The following is a 17,018-nucleotide window of genomic DNA, read 5'->3' as shown; positions in this document are numbered from 1 at the left end:
TAATTATATCCTTATGAACTAAATGGTTTGGGCTTATTTGTCTAGGGATTACCCCCATCGGACTTACCTTAGCTGTGTTAAGTTGAAGACGCAGGTATAACAAGACAACTAGCCAAAAGTGACAGAGTTCTTATTAAAAAGTTAAACTGCTCGTGGTCTTTTAAGGAAAAATGATGAAAGTAAAAAAACTCAGTTTGGCATTGACGGCGATTTTAGCCAGCATGAGCTTTGGGGCACAGGCGCAGGTCAAAATTGGTACCGTGGCCTCGTCCACTGGGGTGGTCTCCGCTATTGGCATTCCCCAACGTAATACGGCAATGATGTTACCGACTAAAATTGGTGATTTGACAGTGGAATACATCCACTTAGATGACGCCAGTGAGCCCAATAACACCGTGACATCTGTAAGAAAATTGCTTAGCGAGGAAAACGTTGACGCGATTATTGGGCCATCAGGGGCTCCGCATGCTTTGGCTTTAATTGATATTGTCAGCGAAGCTCAAACACCATTGATCGCACCAGTTGGTTCTATTTCTGTGGTGTTGCCCATGGATGAAAAACGCAAATGGGTGTTTAAACCTACGCAAAACGACGGTTTGGTAGCAGACAAGCTGTTTGAACACATGCAAGCCAATGACGTCAAAACTTTAGCGTTTATTGGCACAGCCGATGCCTATGGCGAAACTTGGTTTAATGTCATGTCCGAGCGCCTAGAGCCATGGGGTATTAGTTTGGTGGCCAACGAGCGCTTTAATCGCCCCGATACCTCTGCGACGGGTCAGGTCTTAAAAATGACGTCTGCAAAGCCGGATGCCGTGTTGATTGCAGCTCCGGGCGGTCCAGCTGTGATGCCACAAATCGGCTTAAAAGAGCGTGGCTACGAGGGCATTATTTATCAAACTCATGGTGCAGCGCTAAATGATTTTATTCGACTAGGGGGCAAAGCAGTAGAGGACACCATTCTTGGCGGCAGCCTTATGTTAGTTCCAGATCAAATCTCGGATGACAACCCGTCAAAAGCCATCGCACTCAATTACATGAATGCCTACAAAGAACGCTATGGGGCTATGCCGGCCACCTTTGGCGGCAACATTTACGATGCATGGATTCTACTCGAGGCGGCTATACCCGTGGCTGCCCAATCGGCCGAACCCGGTACGGTAGAGTTTCGTCAGGCATTACGTGATGCCCTCGAGGGTATCAAAGAGCTTCCAGGTACTCAGGGAATCTACAACATGAGTCCTGAAGACCACAGTGGGTTTGATGAGCGGGGTGTTGAACTCTTGACCATTAAGCAGGGTGAATGGCAGCGGGTTGAATAACTAGCAAAAAGACCTGCTTTGTAAATAAAGCAGGTCTTAAGAACATAACTAAATAATATGCTGGCATGCGTTAATAAATACAATGCAGGCCGACAGGCCACACACTAAAGCAAACCCCATTTGTATGTATTGCGGCGCAATGGCCGGGGCGGCTAAACGGCCAGCCACCATGCCTGCAATGACCAAGCCGACGAAACCCCAGGTAGCACTCGGTAAATGCGTTAAGCTACTAAAGGCATTAGACACCGTAATAGCAGAAACCAGTGCAATCACTAACAACGAGGTGGCAACTACACTGTGCATTTTCAGATTGGTGTAGCGTTTTAATAGCGGTACGATTACAAAGCCACCACCTACACCTAATAAGCCAGTCAATAATCCGGACACCGCACCAATACCGATCATGGTGCTAAGACTGCGTTGATTCCAAATGAACTTACCGGTTTGCTCTGAGATCATGCATGCTTTGATGGGCTCGGGGTCAGAGGTGGAGGGGGCGGTTTTGCTGCCGCGAGCTTGGTTGAACATCCGCAACGCCACTACACACATCACTGCACTAAATAACGCCATCAGCCAGAATTCAGACAAACGTTTGGCTAACCATACCCCAAATGGCGAAATCAGACCGCCTGTCATCGCCATGAGCATTGCCGCTTTATAACGTACTAAGTGGCGACGGAAACCGTCTAGAGCCCCAGTTAATGCGGCAAGCCCTACCGCAATAAGCGCAATAGGGGCCGCACTGGTCATATTCAGACCTACCCCAATCACCAATGCAGGTACAGCAAGAATACCGCCACCTGCTCCGGTCAGCCCCAAGGTAAGGCCAACCAGAAAACCTAGAATGCTACTTATTATCATGATTAAGCATAGAAGGAGATCAAAGCATCAATATATCACAACCTTATATGCTTATATGCTCTTGTAATATTAGTAGCGTAAAAATAACATTTTAGGCATTGAGTTGTTTAGCAACAGCCTGGTCATACCACTGATGCAATGCGGCCGAATCAGGGGCTATTTCCGTGGCTAAGCCACCGGTGAATTCGCGCCACTGTGGCAAGAAACGCTCGGCCACTACAGTAAGCATGGGTGTGCCTTCGCTCATGATTTCTAGCATTTCATCTGCAAACCCATCGCCTTCGGCCTCGAGTTTGCCAAAGCGGTTAACAATTAATAAATCTGGGCTTTGCATACGCGCTGCTTGTAAAATGGTACTGGCGTTGCTGACCGCCTCGGCATCTAGGCAGCAGCTGGTATTGTGTTTGCCTAGGTCTTGTGCAATAGATAGATAGGCGCCTGTGCTTAGGTCAACAATGCCCATTTGGCTGCCATAAGCAAAGCTGACCTCGGGGTGCGCTTGAATCACACCCAAAATGTTTTTGTCTTGCGCTTGTAAGTCTTGAATAAAAGCGTATAAAAACTCATCGGCGTATTCGGCGCTTTCATGTACGAGAGCTGCAATAGCTAAAGCGGGGGTAGTTGACTCCATCTGCATTCCAAGTGTGGTAATGTTTAAAAAATAGTCTGATAAGCAAGTTGTTTTGTCAGGTCTTGCTTGCACCAAGGGGTGTAGGCCCAGTAAACGTCAAGAGTAGACGAGTATGAATAAATTTTGGATGAGCGCGCTGATTACCAGCTTTATTTGTCAAGCCCACGCAGCTAGCCTAAGCGTAGCACCAAAACCTGGGCAATGGCAGATTAATACCCAAAACTATGCCGAAGGTCAAGACATAGCCCCCCGCCTAGATGCCATCAAAAAACAGGCGGCGGCGTTTTTAGAGCCCAAGTACCTAGAACGCCTTTCACAATTTGACCCCTCTCAATTCAATGAATGTTTAACCCCCAAACAGGCTGCTCTTCTCCAAGAGCCTGCTCAAAGTTTAGATGTCATTGGCCAAGCCTTAGGGCAATGCACATTACAGTTAGATGGCCAAACAGACACTAGCATGCGTTTTAGTGGGTATTGCAACGCATCTAAGCAAGGCATTTCAGGCAATATTACCGGGCAGGTGCATTACCTAAGCCCAACTCAGGCCGAAGGGCATATTGATGGGGTGGGGGTTTTTCCACCCCACCTACAGCTTTTGCTTTTAGGTTATTTAAAGTCAGAGCTACAGGTGCGTCATCAGTTTAATGCGCAGTGGCAACAGGCGCAGTGTGTGCGCAAGTAGTATTGCGCATGCAAGCCCAAAATACCACTAACCAAAACGCATAGGTCATGACCCCATTATTGTGGGATAAAAACGCTTGCGATAGACCAAAGTCAATATAGGCCACGGGCAAGATCATACCTGCAGTGGCTAAAGACCGTGTCGCTAAATTGGGATGGCGTAAATATTTAGCAAATAAACGAATAGGTACCACATACAAAAAAGCAAGCGCTAGTAAACCTACGAGCCCCCGTTTAGCCAATATATCTAAGACCTCATTATGAGCATGGTTAAACGCGCCAATTACCGGATTGGCCTGACCTTGTTCCGCTAAATCTTGCATAGCCCCTTGCATTTGATCTTTGCCCCAGCCTAGCAGAGGGCGTTCTTTGGCTAAAAGTAAGGCCGCTTTCCACATTTCAAAGCGCGCCCCTAATGAAGTGTCGCTATTTCCTTGCTGATACAACTCGATGTCATGAAAAGCCGCCTGTACCCGTTGTTGTACCTGTAAGGTTGGGGTGTGATAGACCGCGGTAACGGCAATAACTGCCCCAATCAAGATACCGATTTTAAGACGCCATGGGAAAAATGAATGGTAAGCTTTGGCTAAAATCAAAACCACAAAGGGAACACTAATCCAACCGCCTCGACTGCCCGATAATAACGAGCTAAACACCCCCAAGACGGCGGCCAGCAGCAGCAACACAAACCACCAGCGCCGCGCTGTGGGGCGAGTTTTTTGAGCTGCCCACCCCAAACCGGCCAGACAGAAAAAACCCGTAAGCATAGAAAGATTACCAAACTGAATGGCTTGAGTATGACCAAGGGCTCGATCCCACCCTAAGACCCAAAACTGCCAGCTGGCTAAACAGGCGGTGGCTAAACTACCGATAATCAGGCCAGCCCACAACCACTCAAGACGAGGGGGATAGGTGCGTAAAGCAAAAAACACAGGGATGGCACAAATAAAACGCAGCGCTTTATCAAAGCTACTGCCGCTGGCTTGATGATAAAGGGCATCAAAGACACCATTTAAACCAAAAACGAACAAAGCCGCTAACAGCCAGATGTCTTGAGCACTGAGACGTGCAGAGAGTGAGGAAAAGGAACCTAAGCGATATAAGCCGGCGAGCAAAAGCAAGCTAGCCCCTACAGAATACCCACTGGGTAGCACTAAATTTAATGCCCCAAGAAAAAACAGTGCTAAACCAGTATAAAGGGACGAAGAAGGTAGGGAAGTAGCAGTCATGAAAGAGAGGCCTAGCAGCAAAGTTAAGTCGTTATTTTAGGAGATAGCGCACGCAGTGAAAGCAACGGTTTGTGATGAAATATCGCTAGGTTCTGAAAGCCTCGTTTGCTAGCCCCTAGGCATTTAAAAACTACCGAATAGTGTCCCCAAGGTAATAACAGTAATTAAAGCAATTAACGGCACCCCCATGGTGACAGCGGCAATATTCGCATAAGACTGGCGGTGATTGAGCTTGCAAATAGCAAGTAATGTAATAATAGCTCCACAATGCGGCAGCGTATCAACCCCCCCAGCTGCCATTACAGCCACGCGATGCAATAGCTCTGGGCTAATACCAACTTGTTCGGCCATGGCAAGATAGTTTGCCCCTAAGGTCTGCAAAGCAATGCTTAAGCCGCCCGAGGACGAGCCTGTGATGCCAGCAAGCACATTCATGGCAATGGCTTCGGAAATCAAGGGGTTTTCTGGGCTGAGATTCAATACGGCGTCTCGGATCACAGCAAAGCCTGCCAAGCTGGCGATCACAGCCCCATAGCCCACTTCAGAAGCCGTATTAAATAAAGGTAGCATAAAACCAAATACGCCTTGGTTAATAGTTTCCTTTAGGTTTTCCCAGCGACCTAAGCGTGTCAAAACTAAGGTTAGGCAGGCCGTCACTAAAGCAATAATTAAGGCCCATAAACCGGCCATTTTGGTGGCATCCACCTGAGGAAACTGCTGCTCGAGAGCAGCGAAATTGGTATTGGGGAAGACCACATAGGTAAATAATGCATTGACGCCAATGACGAGCACTAAAGGCAGGACGGCAAGACCTAGTGGCATAACAGAAAGTGGACCGCGCACAGGGGTAGCAGTGTCTGCTAGGGTTTCTGTTGTAGTGCCTGCCGTATCACTGGCGTGGTGGCCATACCCTTCGTTGTGAGCCTGAGCCTTGCGCACCCGAGATTGCAACCACCACCAACCCCCAAACAGCATAATGGCAGAGGCGATTAAGCCTAAACCAGGTGCAGCAAACACATTGGTCCCGTAATAGGGGATGGGGATAGCGTTTTGAATCGCTGGCGTGCCCGGCATGGCCGTCATGGTAAAAGTAAACGAACCGAGCGCAATCGTAGCGGGGATCAACCGTTTGGGAATATCGGCAGCTTTAAAAAGATTTTTAGCTATAGGGTAAATCGCAAAAGCCACCACAAACAATGACACCCCACCATAAGTCAGCAAACCACAAGCCAATACGACGGTAATCACAGCATGTTGGTAGCCTAAACGTTGCACGATCCAACGCGCAATGGTGTTGGCTGCGCCTGAGTCCGCCATAAGCTGACCAAATAAAGCCCCTAGTAAAAAAATAGGAAGAAACTGCAACACATAGCCACTTAAGGCTTTCATAAAGGTTTCGGTGTAAATCGGCAAGAAAAAATGCAGGTCACCCGATAAAAACACAGCAAGCGCCGCCATCAGTGGGGCCAAAAGTAAAACAGTAATGCCCCTGTAAGCCAAGTACATCAGCAAAAGTAGAGAGATCACAATAGCTAAGGTGCTAGACATACAAATAGGTCCTTAGTTGATTTTTGAAAAATAAAATAATGCGTGCAGGCGTGATTGTACAAAGAAGTTAAAAAATAAATGTCTTCTACTTGGCATTTCTAGGAAAAACGCATAAAAAAAGAGGGGAGACCCCTCTTTTTGAGTACTAGTCGATGGCATAGCCCAAATACTCGGGTAACCATAAGGCAATACTCGGGAATATCATGACCAACAACAAAGCACTAAACATAGTGACTAAAAACAAAATCGACCACCCAAACGTATGTTCAAGGCGGATATTGGCCACTTTAGTCGTTACCAGTAAATTAACGGCTACAGGCGGTGTAAATTGCCCAATTGCAATGTTCATGGCCAGTAAAATACCAAACCAAATGGGGTTCCATTCAAAATGATTAATCAGCGGGATTAAGATAGGCGTCAAAATCAAATAGATGGAAATCGCATCTAAAAACATCCCTGCAATTAAAACCAATACCATCACTAAAAGCAGGAGTACCCAAGAGCTGTCTGAAATAGACAAGATTAGTTGAGCCAGATGCGTAAACGTCCCCAGTGTGGTGCCCGCCCAAGCAAAAATGCCTGCTAAAGAAATAATAAGCAACACAATACCGGAAATTTTGGCGGCTTCATTGAAAATAGCCCATAGCTCGGCCCAGTTGAGCTGTCGGTAAATAAAGGCCCCAATTAACAGTCCATAGGTGACTGCCACCACAGCGGCTTCGGTAGGGGTAAATAACCCAGAGCGCAGCCCGCCTAAAATAATCACCGGAGCAAAGAGGGCGGGAATGGCACGAATAAAGCTTTGTTTGATGGGGGGCCGTTCGCTCGTTTTTTCTGACTCCCAGCCGTAACGCTTAGCAAGTAAGTAAGACGGAATCAGCAGCGAACACCCGGCTAAGATCCCAGGGAAAAGTCCAGCGGCAAATAATGCACGTAAGTCGAGCCCAGGCAGCATGACGGAGTACAAAATGAGTGCAATAGATGGGGGGATTAAAATAGCGGTAGAGGCCGCAGCGGCTATTAACGATACAGAAAAAGGCTTGGGGTATCCGGCTCTGGTCATACTGGGTAGCATGACCATAGCCACTGCAGCGGCATCGGCAGGCCCAGAGCCGCTCATACCGCCCATGATTAAACACACAAGCACTGCCACCAGCGCCAAACCGCCATGCCGTTGGCCGATCAGAGACTGGGCAAAAGTCACTAAGCTAGCGGCTACACCAGCCCGCTCAAAAATGAGCCCCGTTAAAATAAACAGAGGAATAGCAATAAGGGGGTATTTGGCTACGCTGTTATACGTATTTGTGCCTAAGGTCGCCAGCATGTCGGGCGATAAGCCCATAACAATCCCTACCGCACCACCTAAACCCAAAGCAAAGGCAACGGGCATACCAATCAGCAAACACAAAGCAAAGCTGATTAACATCCATAAATCGGGGCTCATGCGGGGTACTCCTCGTCATCCGAACGCATGCGATCACGCCAATTTTGGGTGGTACGTAGCATGACAGCTAAAGATAATAGAGGCAGCCAAATGAGGTACATCCACGTGGGATACCCCAGGCCAGCAGATAATGAGTCCCATTGGTATTCTTCGTAAGCCAGCTGGCCGCCATACCAGGCGACCAAACCTAAAACAATTAAACTACCTAGCCATTGCAAGGTATACAGCACACGTCGTCCCGTGCGATTGAGTTTATGTTCTAAAAAGGAAATACGAATATGTTCGTTGCTACGAGCCGCCACTGCACCGCCAGCAAACGTTAGGATCACCATAAAAAATACGGAGAATTCCTCGGTAAAAGCAAACGAGGCTTCGGTGGTATAGCGCACCACCACGTTAGCCAGACTGATAAGACTAATCGCTGCTAAAGCAAAAACACCCAGCAGTGATTCAATACGGGTTTTAGATTTAGACATACAAATCAATAGTAAAAATAAAGGCGCAGAGTTACTGCGCCCATTGGTAGCAATTAGCGGTTTGCTATGGCTTTTTGGGCCGCATCCACTAGGTCTTGACCAATTCGGGGAGTCCATTTTTCGTAGACGCTTTGAGTCGCCTCTACGAAAGCTTGGTGTTGCTCTGGCGTTAGCTCTGTGATTTCAACACCACGCTCACGAATACGGGCTAGCGTATCGTTTAGGTCGGCACGGGACTTTTCGATTTCCCATTTGCCTGCGTCAACAGCGGCTTCTTTTAGAAGCTGTTGGTCTTCGGGGGATAAGGTGGACCAAACGCGTTGGCTTACACCAAAAATGAGGGGGTCGTTCATGTAGTGCCAAAGGGTGAGGTATTTTTGGTTGGCACGATCAGCCCGAGCGACATCATACACAGCCAATGGGTTTTCTTGGCCGTCTACGGCGCCGGTGGTCAGCGCGGGTAGCGCATCAGTCCAGCTCATTTGAGTGGGGTTAGCACCCAATGCATTAAACGTATCTAAGAACAAAGGGGAACCGACTACTCGAATTTTTAGACCTTTTAGGTCTTCGGGCTTGGAGAGCGCTTTGTGCGAGTTGGAGATTTCGCGGAAACCATTTTCGCCCCAAGCAAGTGGTATTACACCACGTTTTTCAATGGCATCAAACACCATTTTTCCTGCTTCGCCCTGAGTGATAGCATCAACGGCAGCATTATCAGGCATCAAGAAAGGAAGCGAGAATAAGTTCACTTCAGGAACCTGAGGGGACCAGTTAATGGTTGAACCCACCGCCATATCAATGAGTCCACTGCGCATAGCGGAGAATTCGCGGGTTTGATCCCCCGACACGAGTTGCGAGTTGGGGTAAATTTTAAGAGTAATGCGTCCGTCAGAACGCTCTTTGACGAGCTCAGCCCATTTTTCAGCGGCTTGGCCCCAAGGGAATGCTTCGGACAACACGGTGGATACAGAAAACTCGCGTGTTTCTTGGGCTAGGGCTGCGCCTGTGGTTAGCGCAAAACAGGCAGCACCCACAGCAAGCCACTTTTTGATTTTCATTTATCTCTCCTTTTATTGCATTACAAATAGATAAGAAATTTGATAGTAGCAGAACTTAACAGTAGAGATGAAATGCGAATCCGCTTGGTTTAGACAGGGAAAACCATAGTGGAAATAATAGGGTTGAGATTTAATAGTTAAATCGATATAACTAAAAGCAACCAATACCTCAGCATTGAGTGTGCTAGCATTTATAATGAAATGTGATTGTTTAATGATTAAAAGGGGAAGACCATGTCATTGCGTATTAATGATGTAGCACCAAATTTCACCACCGACTCCACTGCCGGCGAAATCACCTTACACGATTGGATTGGCGACAGCTACGCTATTTTGTTTTCACACCCCAGAGACTTTACTCCTGTGTGTACCACTGAATTCGGTGCGGTAGCCTGCTTGGTGCCCGAGTTCGCCAAACGCAATACCAAAGTCATGGGCGTGTCGGTAGACAACGTCGAAGATCACAACAAATGGAAGCGCGATATTGAGGCCTTCTCGGGTTCGCCTGCCGACTTCCCCATTATTGATGACACCTCGTTGCAGGTATCAAAACTGTACAATATGTTGCCTGCCGAGGCCTATTTACCCGATGGGCGTACCCCAGCAGACAGCGCAACAGTACGTACTGTATTTATTATTGGCCCAGATAAAAAAATCCGTTTGACCTTATCGTATCCGATGTCTGTGGGTCGCAACTTTGCGGAAATTTTGCGTGTGCTTGATGCCATTCAATTAACTGATGGCAAGCCTCTTGCAACGCCCGCCGACTGGACACCTGGCCAAGACGTTATCGTGGGGCTAGCGCTAAACGACGAGCAAGCCAAAGAAAAATTTGGCGAGGTGGACATTAAATTGCCTTACCTACGTTTTGTTAAGGCACCTAACTAAAGTAGCCACGCCTAAAAACCCTGCTCAGCAGGGTTTTTTTGTTCATAAGGCAGTGCTAAGATACGGCCTTCAATTGCCGGATGACCACCATGCGTTCTTCTTCCCCTGCAACCACTCGCCGCCGCTCTCGCGCTAATGCGGCTCCGCGCTTAATTGCATTCAATAAACCGTATGATGTGCTGACCCAGTTCACCGATGAGCAAGGGCGAGCCACATTAAAAGATTTCGTGCCCATCGCGGGGGTCTATGCGGCAGGGCGCTTAGATCGTAATAGTGAAGGCTTATTGCTCTTGACTAACGATGGGCGGCTTCAAGCTCGTATTGCCGAGCCCAAATTTGGAATGCGTAAAACCTATTGGGCTCAGGTCGAGGGCGAGGCCCAGGCGGAACAACTCGAGGCACTGCGTAACGGGGTGCTGTTAAATGATGGGCTCACTTTACCGGCAGAGGTATCTGTCTTAAACGAGCCGAACATCTGGCCTCGCACGCCTCCTATCCGCTATCGTGCCAACATTCCTACCACCTGGATTCAACTACGGATCAGCGAAGGAAAAAATCGCCAAGTGCGGCGTATGACAGCCGCAGTAGGGCTACCTACATTGCGTTTAATACGAGTGCAAATAGGTCCATGGTCGTTGGGGCCATTGCCACCGGGGCAATGGCAAGACCTAGCGATTCCAGCCCATTTTTAAACTAGCGGCAGTAAATAAAGCCTCGGTGTCCTAGCGGTGTGCAAGTTAGCTTGGGTTTAGGGGCTTCTGTTTTTTGAGTAGGGCTTGCCGTTTTTTCTGGGGCGGATGCCTGGGAAGGAGTCGAGGAAGTAGCGGGGGCTGGAGAGGTTGGCTTTGCAGCAGCATAGGCTGTAGCCGTGATGACACTCATGCCTAAGATGAGTCCCAGGTGGACAATTAAAGAGCGCATAGTCAATCGATACGAACACGTAAACGTATAGCATAACGCAATAGAGGTGCCTGTATCAAAGCCCTCTTACGAAACATCGCCCCATCGGAATGGGGCGCGGTATACCGAATTTAACGCATCACAAGCCCGCCATCTACCACTAAACATTGCCCCGTCATAAAGGCGCTCTGTGCAGAGGCTAAAAACACAATAGGCCCAGTGATGTCAGTAGGGGTAGCAATGCGACGCAGAGGGGTACGCGCAATAATGTCCTCTCGTATCGAGGCGCGTGTCGCACGGCTAGAGTCAGTGGGCCAGATAAGCCCTGGAGCCACACTATTAACACGTATACCATAGGGACCTAGATCGGCTGCCATTTGCTTAGTCAGCCCATTTAATGCCGCTTTGGCTGTTGCATAATCAGCATAAGGCACGATGGGGTCTTCGCTGAGGTCGCTATTGATATGAATAATACTGCCGCGGCAGGCACGCTGCATATGAGGCACCACCGCGTGGCTAACAAGCCAAGTGCTTTTTACCGAACCATCTAATTGGCGAGCACAGTCTTCCCAGCTTAACTCATGAAAACGTTGACGTTGATCTGGGTTGAAGCAATAGGGCGCAAAAGCATTATTAACCAACACATCAATACGTCCTGTTTCGCTGATGATGTCTTGCACCATGGCCTGTACGGCAGAGGCATCTTGCACATCGGCCGCAATAGGCCAGGCTTGTCCGCCAAGCTGTTCGCAGGCCCGAGCGGTGTCCTGGGCTGCTTCGGTGTTTTGCTTGTAGTTGATAACAACCAGGGCGCCCTGTGCAGCAAACGCTTTCGCCGTAGCGGCTCCAAGGCCACGACTGGCCCCGGTGACTAAAACGGTTTGACCTTTAAAGTTCATGGCACCAGCTCTGTACTGACATACTGTTGCATATCAAGTGGGCTCTTGATCAAGCCTAACTCAAAATACGTATCGGCAGCTTTTTGTAAAGAGCTGACATCTAATGTGCCCAAACCATCACGTTGGGTGAGCTCAGACTCACTGGAACGATTGCGTGCCTCGATAATTTGTTGATTTAGCTTAGAGTCTTGGCCATCAATGGCATATTTCACGGCAAGCTGTGCAGCTTGATCAGGGTGCTGAATCATCCATTCAGTGCTGTTTTTATAGGCCTGTAAAAACTGTTGAATCGCCTCTTTACGCTCTGCAACGTCTTTAGCACGCACCACAAACAAATCGCTAGAGTAATTTAAATAGTCTTTGACTTCGATGACTTGTGGGTCTTTTAGGCCACGGTATTGGGCTACCAATAGCCCCGTGTCTGTGGCAGCGGTAGCATCAACTTGACCCTGCATGAGTGGAGCAAAGTTCAATAAGCCTGTGACAATAATTTCCACATCGCTTTCTTTTAAACCCACCTGATGCAACAAAATTTGCAAGTTTTGCCGTGTGCCACTGGCTAGGCTGTATACCCCAATTTTTTTCCCCTTTAAATCCTCTGCCTGTTTAATGGGGCTGGAATTAAGACTGACGACATTAAAGACATTCTGGGGATAAATATCATACACAGCAATGAGCTCAGCCCCTTGGTCTAAAGCGGCAAAGAAAGAGCCCGGGTCCGTAAACGCAATATCGGCTTGCCCACTAAGCAAGTTACGTAAGGCATCGCCACCACCCGCGCCGGGTAGGTAGGCCAAGTCCAACCCTTGCTCGTTAAAGTGCTTGAGTTCTGGCTCAGCAATAATTTGCGTGATTTCACTGATGGGCTTGCTCCAGCCCGCTAAAGTAAAGCGTTCGGTAGCATGTTGTGCCCAAGCCAATGAGCCACTTAGGGCTAATGAGGTACCCAACGCCAAACCAGCGACCTGACGTAAAAAAAAGCGTTTAACAATCATGAGAATACACACCAGTAGAATGAGGTGAATAAAAACGCAACACAATGCGTTGCAAAGCCAGAGTGCAGTAGTACAACCCTAGCCCTAATCCAGTGATTAAGATAAGAACGGCGAACATAAGGGTAGTGTCCATAGAGCCCTGCGCAGCAATAATTAATGCGCCTAAACCCTGATTTGCCCCGATAAACTCGCCCACAATGGCTCCTACCAGGGCCAAGACGGCAGCGACTCGCAACCCCGACAAGGTATAAGGCAGCCCCAAACGAAGCTTTAGGCGCCACAGCGTTTGCCAACGAGTGGCGCCTAGCATACGGAATAATTCCAAACGGGCTGAGTCCGTTTGCTGCAAACCAGTTAGGGTGTTTTCTAGTACGGGAAAAAAACAGACTAAGGCCGTAATCACCACCATAGGTAAAAAGCCAAACCCAAGCCATAGCGTCAGCAAGGGGGCCAAAGCCAGTTTAGGAACCACTTGGCTGGTCAACACATACGGCATTAACACGGCTTGCCAGAAACGAGATTGCCCCAGTAGTACGCCAAGCACAAAGCCTAACCCACCCCCTAAAAAAAGACCGGATACAACCTCTAGTGTAGTTTGGCGTAAGTGTGGCCAAAAATACCCAGACATCAAGCCGTTATAAAGGGCCTGTGCAACGCGGCTGGGGGCAGGCAAGATCAGAGCAGACCAATTAAAGTGGTGAACTGCCCATTCCCAGAAAAGCAGCACTATCACTAAAAAAAGCAGTGAGCAGCATCGTGACCAAAAAGAACGTCTCATTGAAGTTGTTTCATCTTTAAGCGAAAGGCATAACTCAGCTGAGCAAATTCGGCATCGGCACGTAATAACTCAGAGCGAGGCGTGGTGAAATGAATAGGATAATGGGAGTGCAGTCGACCTTGTTCCAGTAAGGTGATCGTGTCGCTTAAATATAATGCCTCGGTGACATCGTGCGTGACAAACAGCACTGTACTTTGGTATTGAGCACAAAGGCTTAACACTAAGTCTTGGAGTAGTTCTCTGGTTAATGCGTCTAAGGCCGCAAATGGCTCATCTAGCAACAACAAAGAAGGCTGCAATAACAAAGCCCGAGCCAACGCCACCCGACTTTGTTGGCCACCAGAAAGCTGTGACGGATAGCGTTGCATTAAATCACTCAACCCCACCTCAGCAAGCAGGGTCTTAGCTTGATGAATTTGGCTTAAGCTAGGTGTAGCGTGCAATGCCGCAGGTAATAAGACATTATCTAGCACGGTCAACCAATCCAACAGCGTCGGCTGTTGAAATACAAACCCAATTTCTGTGCTGGGCTTAAGCAGGGCTTTGCCTTTAAGTAGTACCTGGCCAGCGGTAGGCTGAATCAATCCAGCTGCAATTTTTAATAAGGTGGATTTACCCGAACCACTGCGTCCAAGTAAACAATGAAACTCGCCTTTTTGTAATTGCAGGTCAATATCGGTCAACCCGTGGTGTTGATTCGCATAGCGATGACTAATGTGCTGAAGCGCTAAGAAAGCCATACGTTAATCTCTATACCAAGCAAATTGTTGTGCTAAGCGTTCTGCCGAGCTTTCTATGTCCGTCATCCGGATAAGATCTAATAAGCTAAAGCGCCCATCATGATGCCAGCCCGCTTGGGGCTGTGCCGTCGCCCCCAGCGCGCAAAGACGATGCACGCCAATGGCACTGAGCTGAGTGGCTACAAGAAAAAGCTGTTCTGGACTGGTCGCGAGCGCCACCGTTTGCAGCACACGACGGTATGGACGCAGCAAATCAATCACCTCTTGACTATGGTCCACTGCGATGACGGTGATACAGCGTTGGGTTGGACTGGCCTCGGGTTGGGTGGCATGTTCCTTGTATACCACGGCCCATTCATCGGTAGGACTACCAAAAATCTCCACTGCTTGGCCTTGTAACCACGCCATGGTGTGCACTTGGCGCCACTGAGCGAGGGCCTGTTTGGTTGCTAGGGAAATAGGCTGACGCGGATACCGTTGCGCCAACGCGTTTAATTCGCCAGCGACTAGCAGGGCAAACTCTTTGGGGCTTACGGCTGCGCCGCGTTCTACAAAAACAGTTTGTGGCGCATAGCACGCTTGTTGATCCCATTGGCTACTGTCTAAAGCCACGAGTTGAGCACAATGCTGAGCTTGTCGTGTATCGAGCGCGCACTGACTAATATAGGCGGCACTAAATTTATGACCATGACCTAGCAATCGCACTGAAGCGGGCAATTGATTTTGCCACGCCTGTAAGGTGGCTTCGCCCCCATACACCATCATGACATCCACCTCTTGCAGCAGACTGTGCTCTGAGCCGGTATCACCGCCTGGCCACCATAAAACAGCTAGGGTTTGGGCTAAATCGGGGGCGACACGTTGTAAGCTGCGCGCAAACCACGTTGCAAAAATAGGTTCGGCGGTGGCTACCTTGCCCAGACTTGGACTTTTAGTTAGGAGGGCCGCTATTTGGGACCACATGGGAATGCCGGGAACATTGCCAGCCCACACCACGCCTAGCAGTTCAGGTCCAATGGCTTTGGACCAGCCGCCTTGGATTCGGGGCTTGAAATCATCCAGAATCGTTGGGTCAGTGAAATCTTCACTCAAAAAACGCAGCAGCTCGGGACGCCTAAACGTACGCAAGCAGGCGTTAATGCCGAGTCGTAACATTTCCGCATCGTAGCCGGTGATTTTTTGTAAAGCGCGTTCCACCTGTTGACGTTGTTCACAATGTGGATTCAACATGAGCTGTACGCACTGATCCAATGCCGATACGATGTCGTAAATCGAGCGTTCACGTAAATGACGCTGGGCTTGGGTCTTTAAGTATGTTGCACACTGTTTTATTTGATCTGGGTGCAGGCGTGGTAATTGCAGATGCAGCACGCCATACGGAGACGTATGAGTATGCGTTTCCCATTCTACCGAACCCAGCATGGCCTGCTCTGGCCAATATCCTGCTTGCCAGTGCTGTGTGTTCATTGCACAGCCTGCAAGAAATGCTCCATCGCTAATGAGCAGCCTTTGGCTTCTGCCCCTGCAACACGGCCTAATAATTGAAAGCCTTCGTCTTTAGCCAGGCCTAAGTCTTCTGTTAACAGAGCTGCAACCGAGTTGTAATTCGCTAGGTCATAATGCACCACCACCCCAGGCTCGCCCTGCGCAACATCCGCCCCTGTCAGCGGGTCAACCAAACGGAAACGCGTCCAATGTGGCCCCGACTTGACTGAAGGTGTGTTGTGATTTCCTCTGTCGTAGAGCTGAGAGCTGAGTTCAGTCATGCCATACATATTGATGCATTGGCTAGGGGTTACGCCGAAGAACTCGTGTAAGGCGGCATAAAACTCAGTCAGCTCAATGTCTCTGGACTGACCTTTAAAGCCCCCCGTGTCAAAAAGGCGGCTGCCGGCAGGGAGTTGGAAACGACGTTGGCGCTGTTGGAGTTCGTCTATGAGGTGTACAAAGCTGTAACTGGCCCCTAATAACGCATAAGGCTTGTTGTTAGCGATCGCTGACTCTAGCTGGGCGCATAAAGCATCCACCTGTAACCCTTCTTCATCAATAAAATAACCACTGGACTCCGTACCAAAGTGCGTTAGAGCTAAGCCCAAATAATGCGCCAAAGAGGAATGAGGCAAGGTGTCGGCAGTAGGGAAAATAATTCCCATTTGCATACGCTCATCATCTAGCATAAAGCGCTCTTTAAAGTACAAGCGCATAGACAGGTCGTACACCGTGGCATCCGGATGATAGTTGCGTCCGCGCACATTTTGAGTGGTGCCACTGGTCATGAAGACATGTTGGCAGAGCTCGGGCGGGTAACAGCTTAAGGTGGCATCTTTAAAAGCATTGATAGGCACAGCAGGAATATCGCGCCAATGCGTGATAAAGCGCGGTGTTTTGCCTAGATGCTGACAATAGCGTTGATAAGCGAGATTATGCTGGAATTGGTGCTTAAAAATGCGTAAAGCCATGGCGTTAAACGCCGTATCACTGTGATCGGGAACCAGCATAAACTGCTGTAGGTCTTGGATTAATTCCGTTGGTAAAGCTGGATGAGTAGAGCTATGCACACACGCCTCT

Annotated in this window: 18 protein-coding genes; 4 read left to right on the top strand and 14 right to left on the bottom strand. The window is 48.8% G+C overall.

Annotated elements, in window-relative coordinates:
* The first annotated feature begins 173 nt into the window (after nt 1–173).
* A complete protein-coding gene (locus GGR41_RS05590; RefSeq protein WP_167661265.1) occupies nt 174–1,322 on the top strand; it encodes an ABC transporter substrate-binding protein in 1,149 nt (382 codons plus the stop codon).
* A 48-nt stretch (nt 1,323–1,370) separates the two neighbouring features.
* Here the strand turns inward: GGR41_RS05590 and GGR41_RS05585 are convergent, their stop codons facing one another.
* Both GGR41_RS05585 and GGR41_RS05580 read right to left on the bottom strand, forming a co-directional pair.
* Nucleotides 1,371–2,183, bottom strand: coding sequence for a sulfite exporter TauE/SafE family protein (locus tag GGR41_RS05585; protein WP_167661005.1), 813 nt, complete (start codon nt 2,181–2,183; stop codon nt 1,371–1,373).
* Between the two features lie 91 nt (nt 2,184–2,274).
* On the bottom strand, nt 2,275–2,814 hold the full coding sequence (locus GGR41_RS05580) for a DUF2478 domain-containing protein (protein ID WP_167661004.1): 540 nt from the start codon (nt 2,812–2,814) through the stop codon (nt 2,275–2,277).
* 112 nt (nt 2,815–2,926) lie between these two features.
* Between GGR41_RS05580 and GGR41_RS05575 the strand changes: the two genes are divergently transcribed.
* Nucleotides 2,927–3,496, top strand: a complete 570-nt coding sequence (locus tag GGR41_RS05575) for a DUF3617 domain-containing protein (RefSeq protein ID WP_167661003.1) — start codon at nt 2,927–2,929, stop codon at nt 3,494–3,496.
* Here GGR41_RS05575 and GGR41_RS05570 read toward each other — a convergent pair.
* The 5 genes from GGR41_RS05570 to GGR41_RS05550 all read right to left on the bottom strand — a co-directional run bounded on the left by GGR41_RS05570 (nt 3,456) and on the right by GGR41_RS05550 (nt 9,250).
* Entirely contained in the window at nt 3,456–4,724 is a 1,269-nt protein-coding gene (locus GGR41_RS05570) for an O-antigen ligase family protein (protein ID WP_167661002.1), read from the bottom strand. The two genes, GGR41_RS05575 and GGR41_RS05570, sit on opposite strands and share 41 nt — an antisense overlap.
* A 123-nt stretch (nt 4,725–4,847) precedes the next feature.
* Nucleotides 4,848–6,272, bottom strand: a complete 1,425-nt coding sequence (locus GGR41_RS05565; protein ID WP_167661001.1) for a GntP family permease — start codon at nt 6,270–6,272, stop codon at nt 4,848–4,850.
* A gap of 145 nt (nt 6,273–6,417) precedes the next feature.
* On the bottom strand, nt 6,418–7,716 hold the full coding sequence (locus GGR41_RS05560; RefSeq protein WP_167661000.1) for a TRAP transporter large permease: 1,299 nt from the start codon (nt 7,714–7,716) through the stop codon (nt 6,418–6,420).
* Entirely contained in the window at nt 7,713–8,192 is a 480-nt protein-coding gene (locus GGR41_RS05555) for a TRAP transporter small permease (RefSeq protein ID WP_077734478.1), read from the bottom strand. The genes GGR41_RS05560 and GGR41_RS05555 overlap by 4 nt, the downstream gene beginning before the upstream one ends.
* A gap of 53 nt (nt 8,193–8,245) precedes the next feature.
* A complete protein-coding gene (locus GGR41_RS05550) occupies nt 8,246–9,250 on the bottom strand; it encodes a DctP family TRAP transporter solute-binding subunit (RefSeq protein ID WP_167660999.1) in 1,005 nt (334 codons plus the stop codon).
* A 234-nt stretch (nt 9,251–9,484) separates the two neighbouring features.
* On the opposite strand from GGR41_RS05550, the gene GGR41_RS05545 reads away from it, so the two are divergent.
* Nucleotides 9,485–10,138, top strand: coding sequence for a peroxiredoxin (locus tag GGR41_RS05545; protein ID WP_077734479.1), 654 nt, complete (start codon nt 9,485–9,487; stop codon nt 10,136–10,138).
* Nucleotides 10,139–10,227: 89 nt separating this feature from the next.
* Nucleotides 10,228–10,830 (top strand): pseudouridine synthase, encoded by a 603-nt coding sequence (locus tag GGR41_RS05540; protein WP_209279754.1) that lies wholly within the window; start codon nt 10,228–10,230, stop codon nt 10,828–10,830.
* A gap of 1 nt (nt 10,831) precedes the next feature.
* Here GGR41_RS05540 and GGR41_RS05535 read toward each other — a convergent pair whose 3' ends face one another.
* The 7 genes from GGR41_RS05535 to GGR41_RS05505 form a co-directional block, all read right to left on the bottom strand.
* Nucleotides 10,832–11,059: a hypothetical protein gene (locus GGR41_RS05535; RefSeq protein ID WP_167660997.1), complete on the bottom strand. Its 228-nt coding sequence runs from the start codon at nt 11,057–11,059 to the stop codon at nt 10,832–10,834.
* Between the two features lie 110 nt (nt 11,060–11,169).
* Nucleotides 11,170–11,937 (bottom strand): SDR family oxidoreductase, encoded by a 768-nt coding sequence (locus GGR41_RS05530; protein ID WP_167660996.1) that lies wholly within the window; start codon nt 11,935–11,937, stop codon nt 11,170–11,172.
* The gene (locus GGR41_RS05525; protein ID WP_167660995.1) at nt 11,934–12,932 is read right to left on the bottom strand and encodes an ABC transporter substrate-binding protein; all 999 of its coding nucleotides are present in this window, start codon (nt 12,930–12,932) and stop codon (nt 11,934–11,936) included. The genes GGR41_RS05530 and GGR41_RS05525 overlap by 4 nt, the downstream gene beginning before the upstream one ends.
* The gene (locus GGR41_RS05520; RefSeq protein ID WP_077734484.1) at nt 12,922–13,710 is read right to left on the bottom strand and encodes an ABC transporter permease; all 789 of its coding nucleotides are present in this window, start codon (nt 13,708–13,710) and stop codon (nt 12,922–12,924) included. The genes GGR41_RS05525 and GGR41_RS05520 overlap by 11 nt, the downstream gene beginning before the upstream one ends.
* Nucleotides 13,707–14,450 (bottom strand): ABC transporter ATP-binding protein, encoded by a 744-nt coding sequence (locus GGR41_RS05515; protein WP_167660994.1) that lies wholly within the window; start codon nt 14,448–14,450, stop codon nt 13,707–13,709. The genes GGR41_RS05520 and GGR41_RS05515 overlap by 4 nt, the downstream gene beginning before the upstream one ends.
* A gap of 3 nt (nt 14,451–14,453) precedes the next feature.
* Complete coding sequence (locus GGR41_RS05510) at nt 14,454–15,917, bottom strand: acyl-CoA reductase (protein ID WP_167660993.1); 1,464 nt, start codon at nt 15,915–15,917, stop codon at nt 14,454–14,456.
* The gene (locus GGR41_RS05505) at nt 15,914–17,008 is read right to left on the bottom strand and encodes a LuxE/PaaK family acyltransferase (RefSeq protein WP_338112413.1); all 1,095 of its coding nucleotides are present in this window, start codon (nt 17,006–17,008) and stop codon (nt 15,914–15,916) included. Before GGR41_RS05505 ends, GGR41_RS05510 begins: the two co-directional genes overlap by 4 nt.
* Nucleotides 17,009–17,018: the final 10 nt, after the last annotated feature.

It is taken from the genome of Paenalcaligenes hominis, from assembly GCF_011927625.1.
Taxonomy (GTDB): domain Bacteria; phylum Pseudomonadota; class Gammaproteobacteria; order Burkholderiales; family Burkholderiaceae_B; genus Paenalcaligenes; species Paenalcaligenes hominis.
This window is presented reverse-complemented; position numbering and strand designations above follow the sequence as displayed.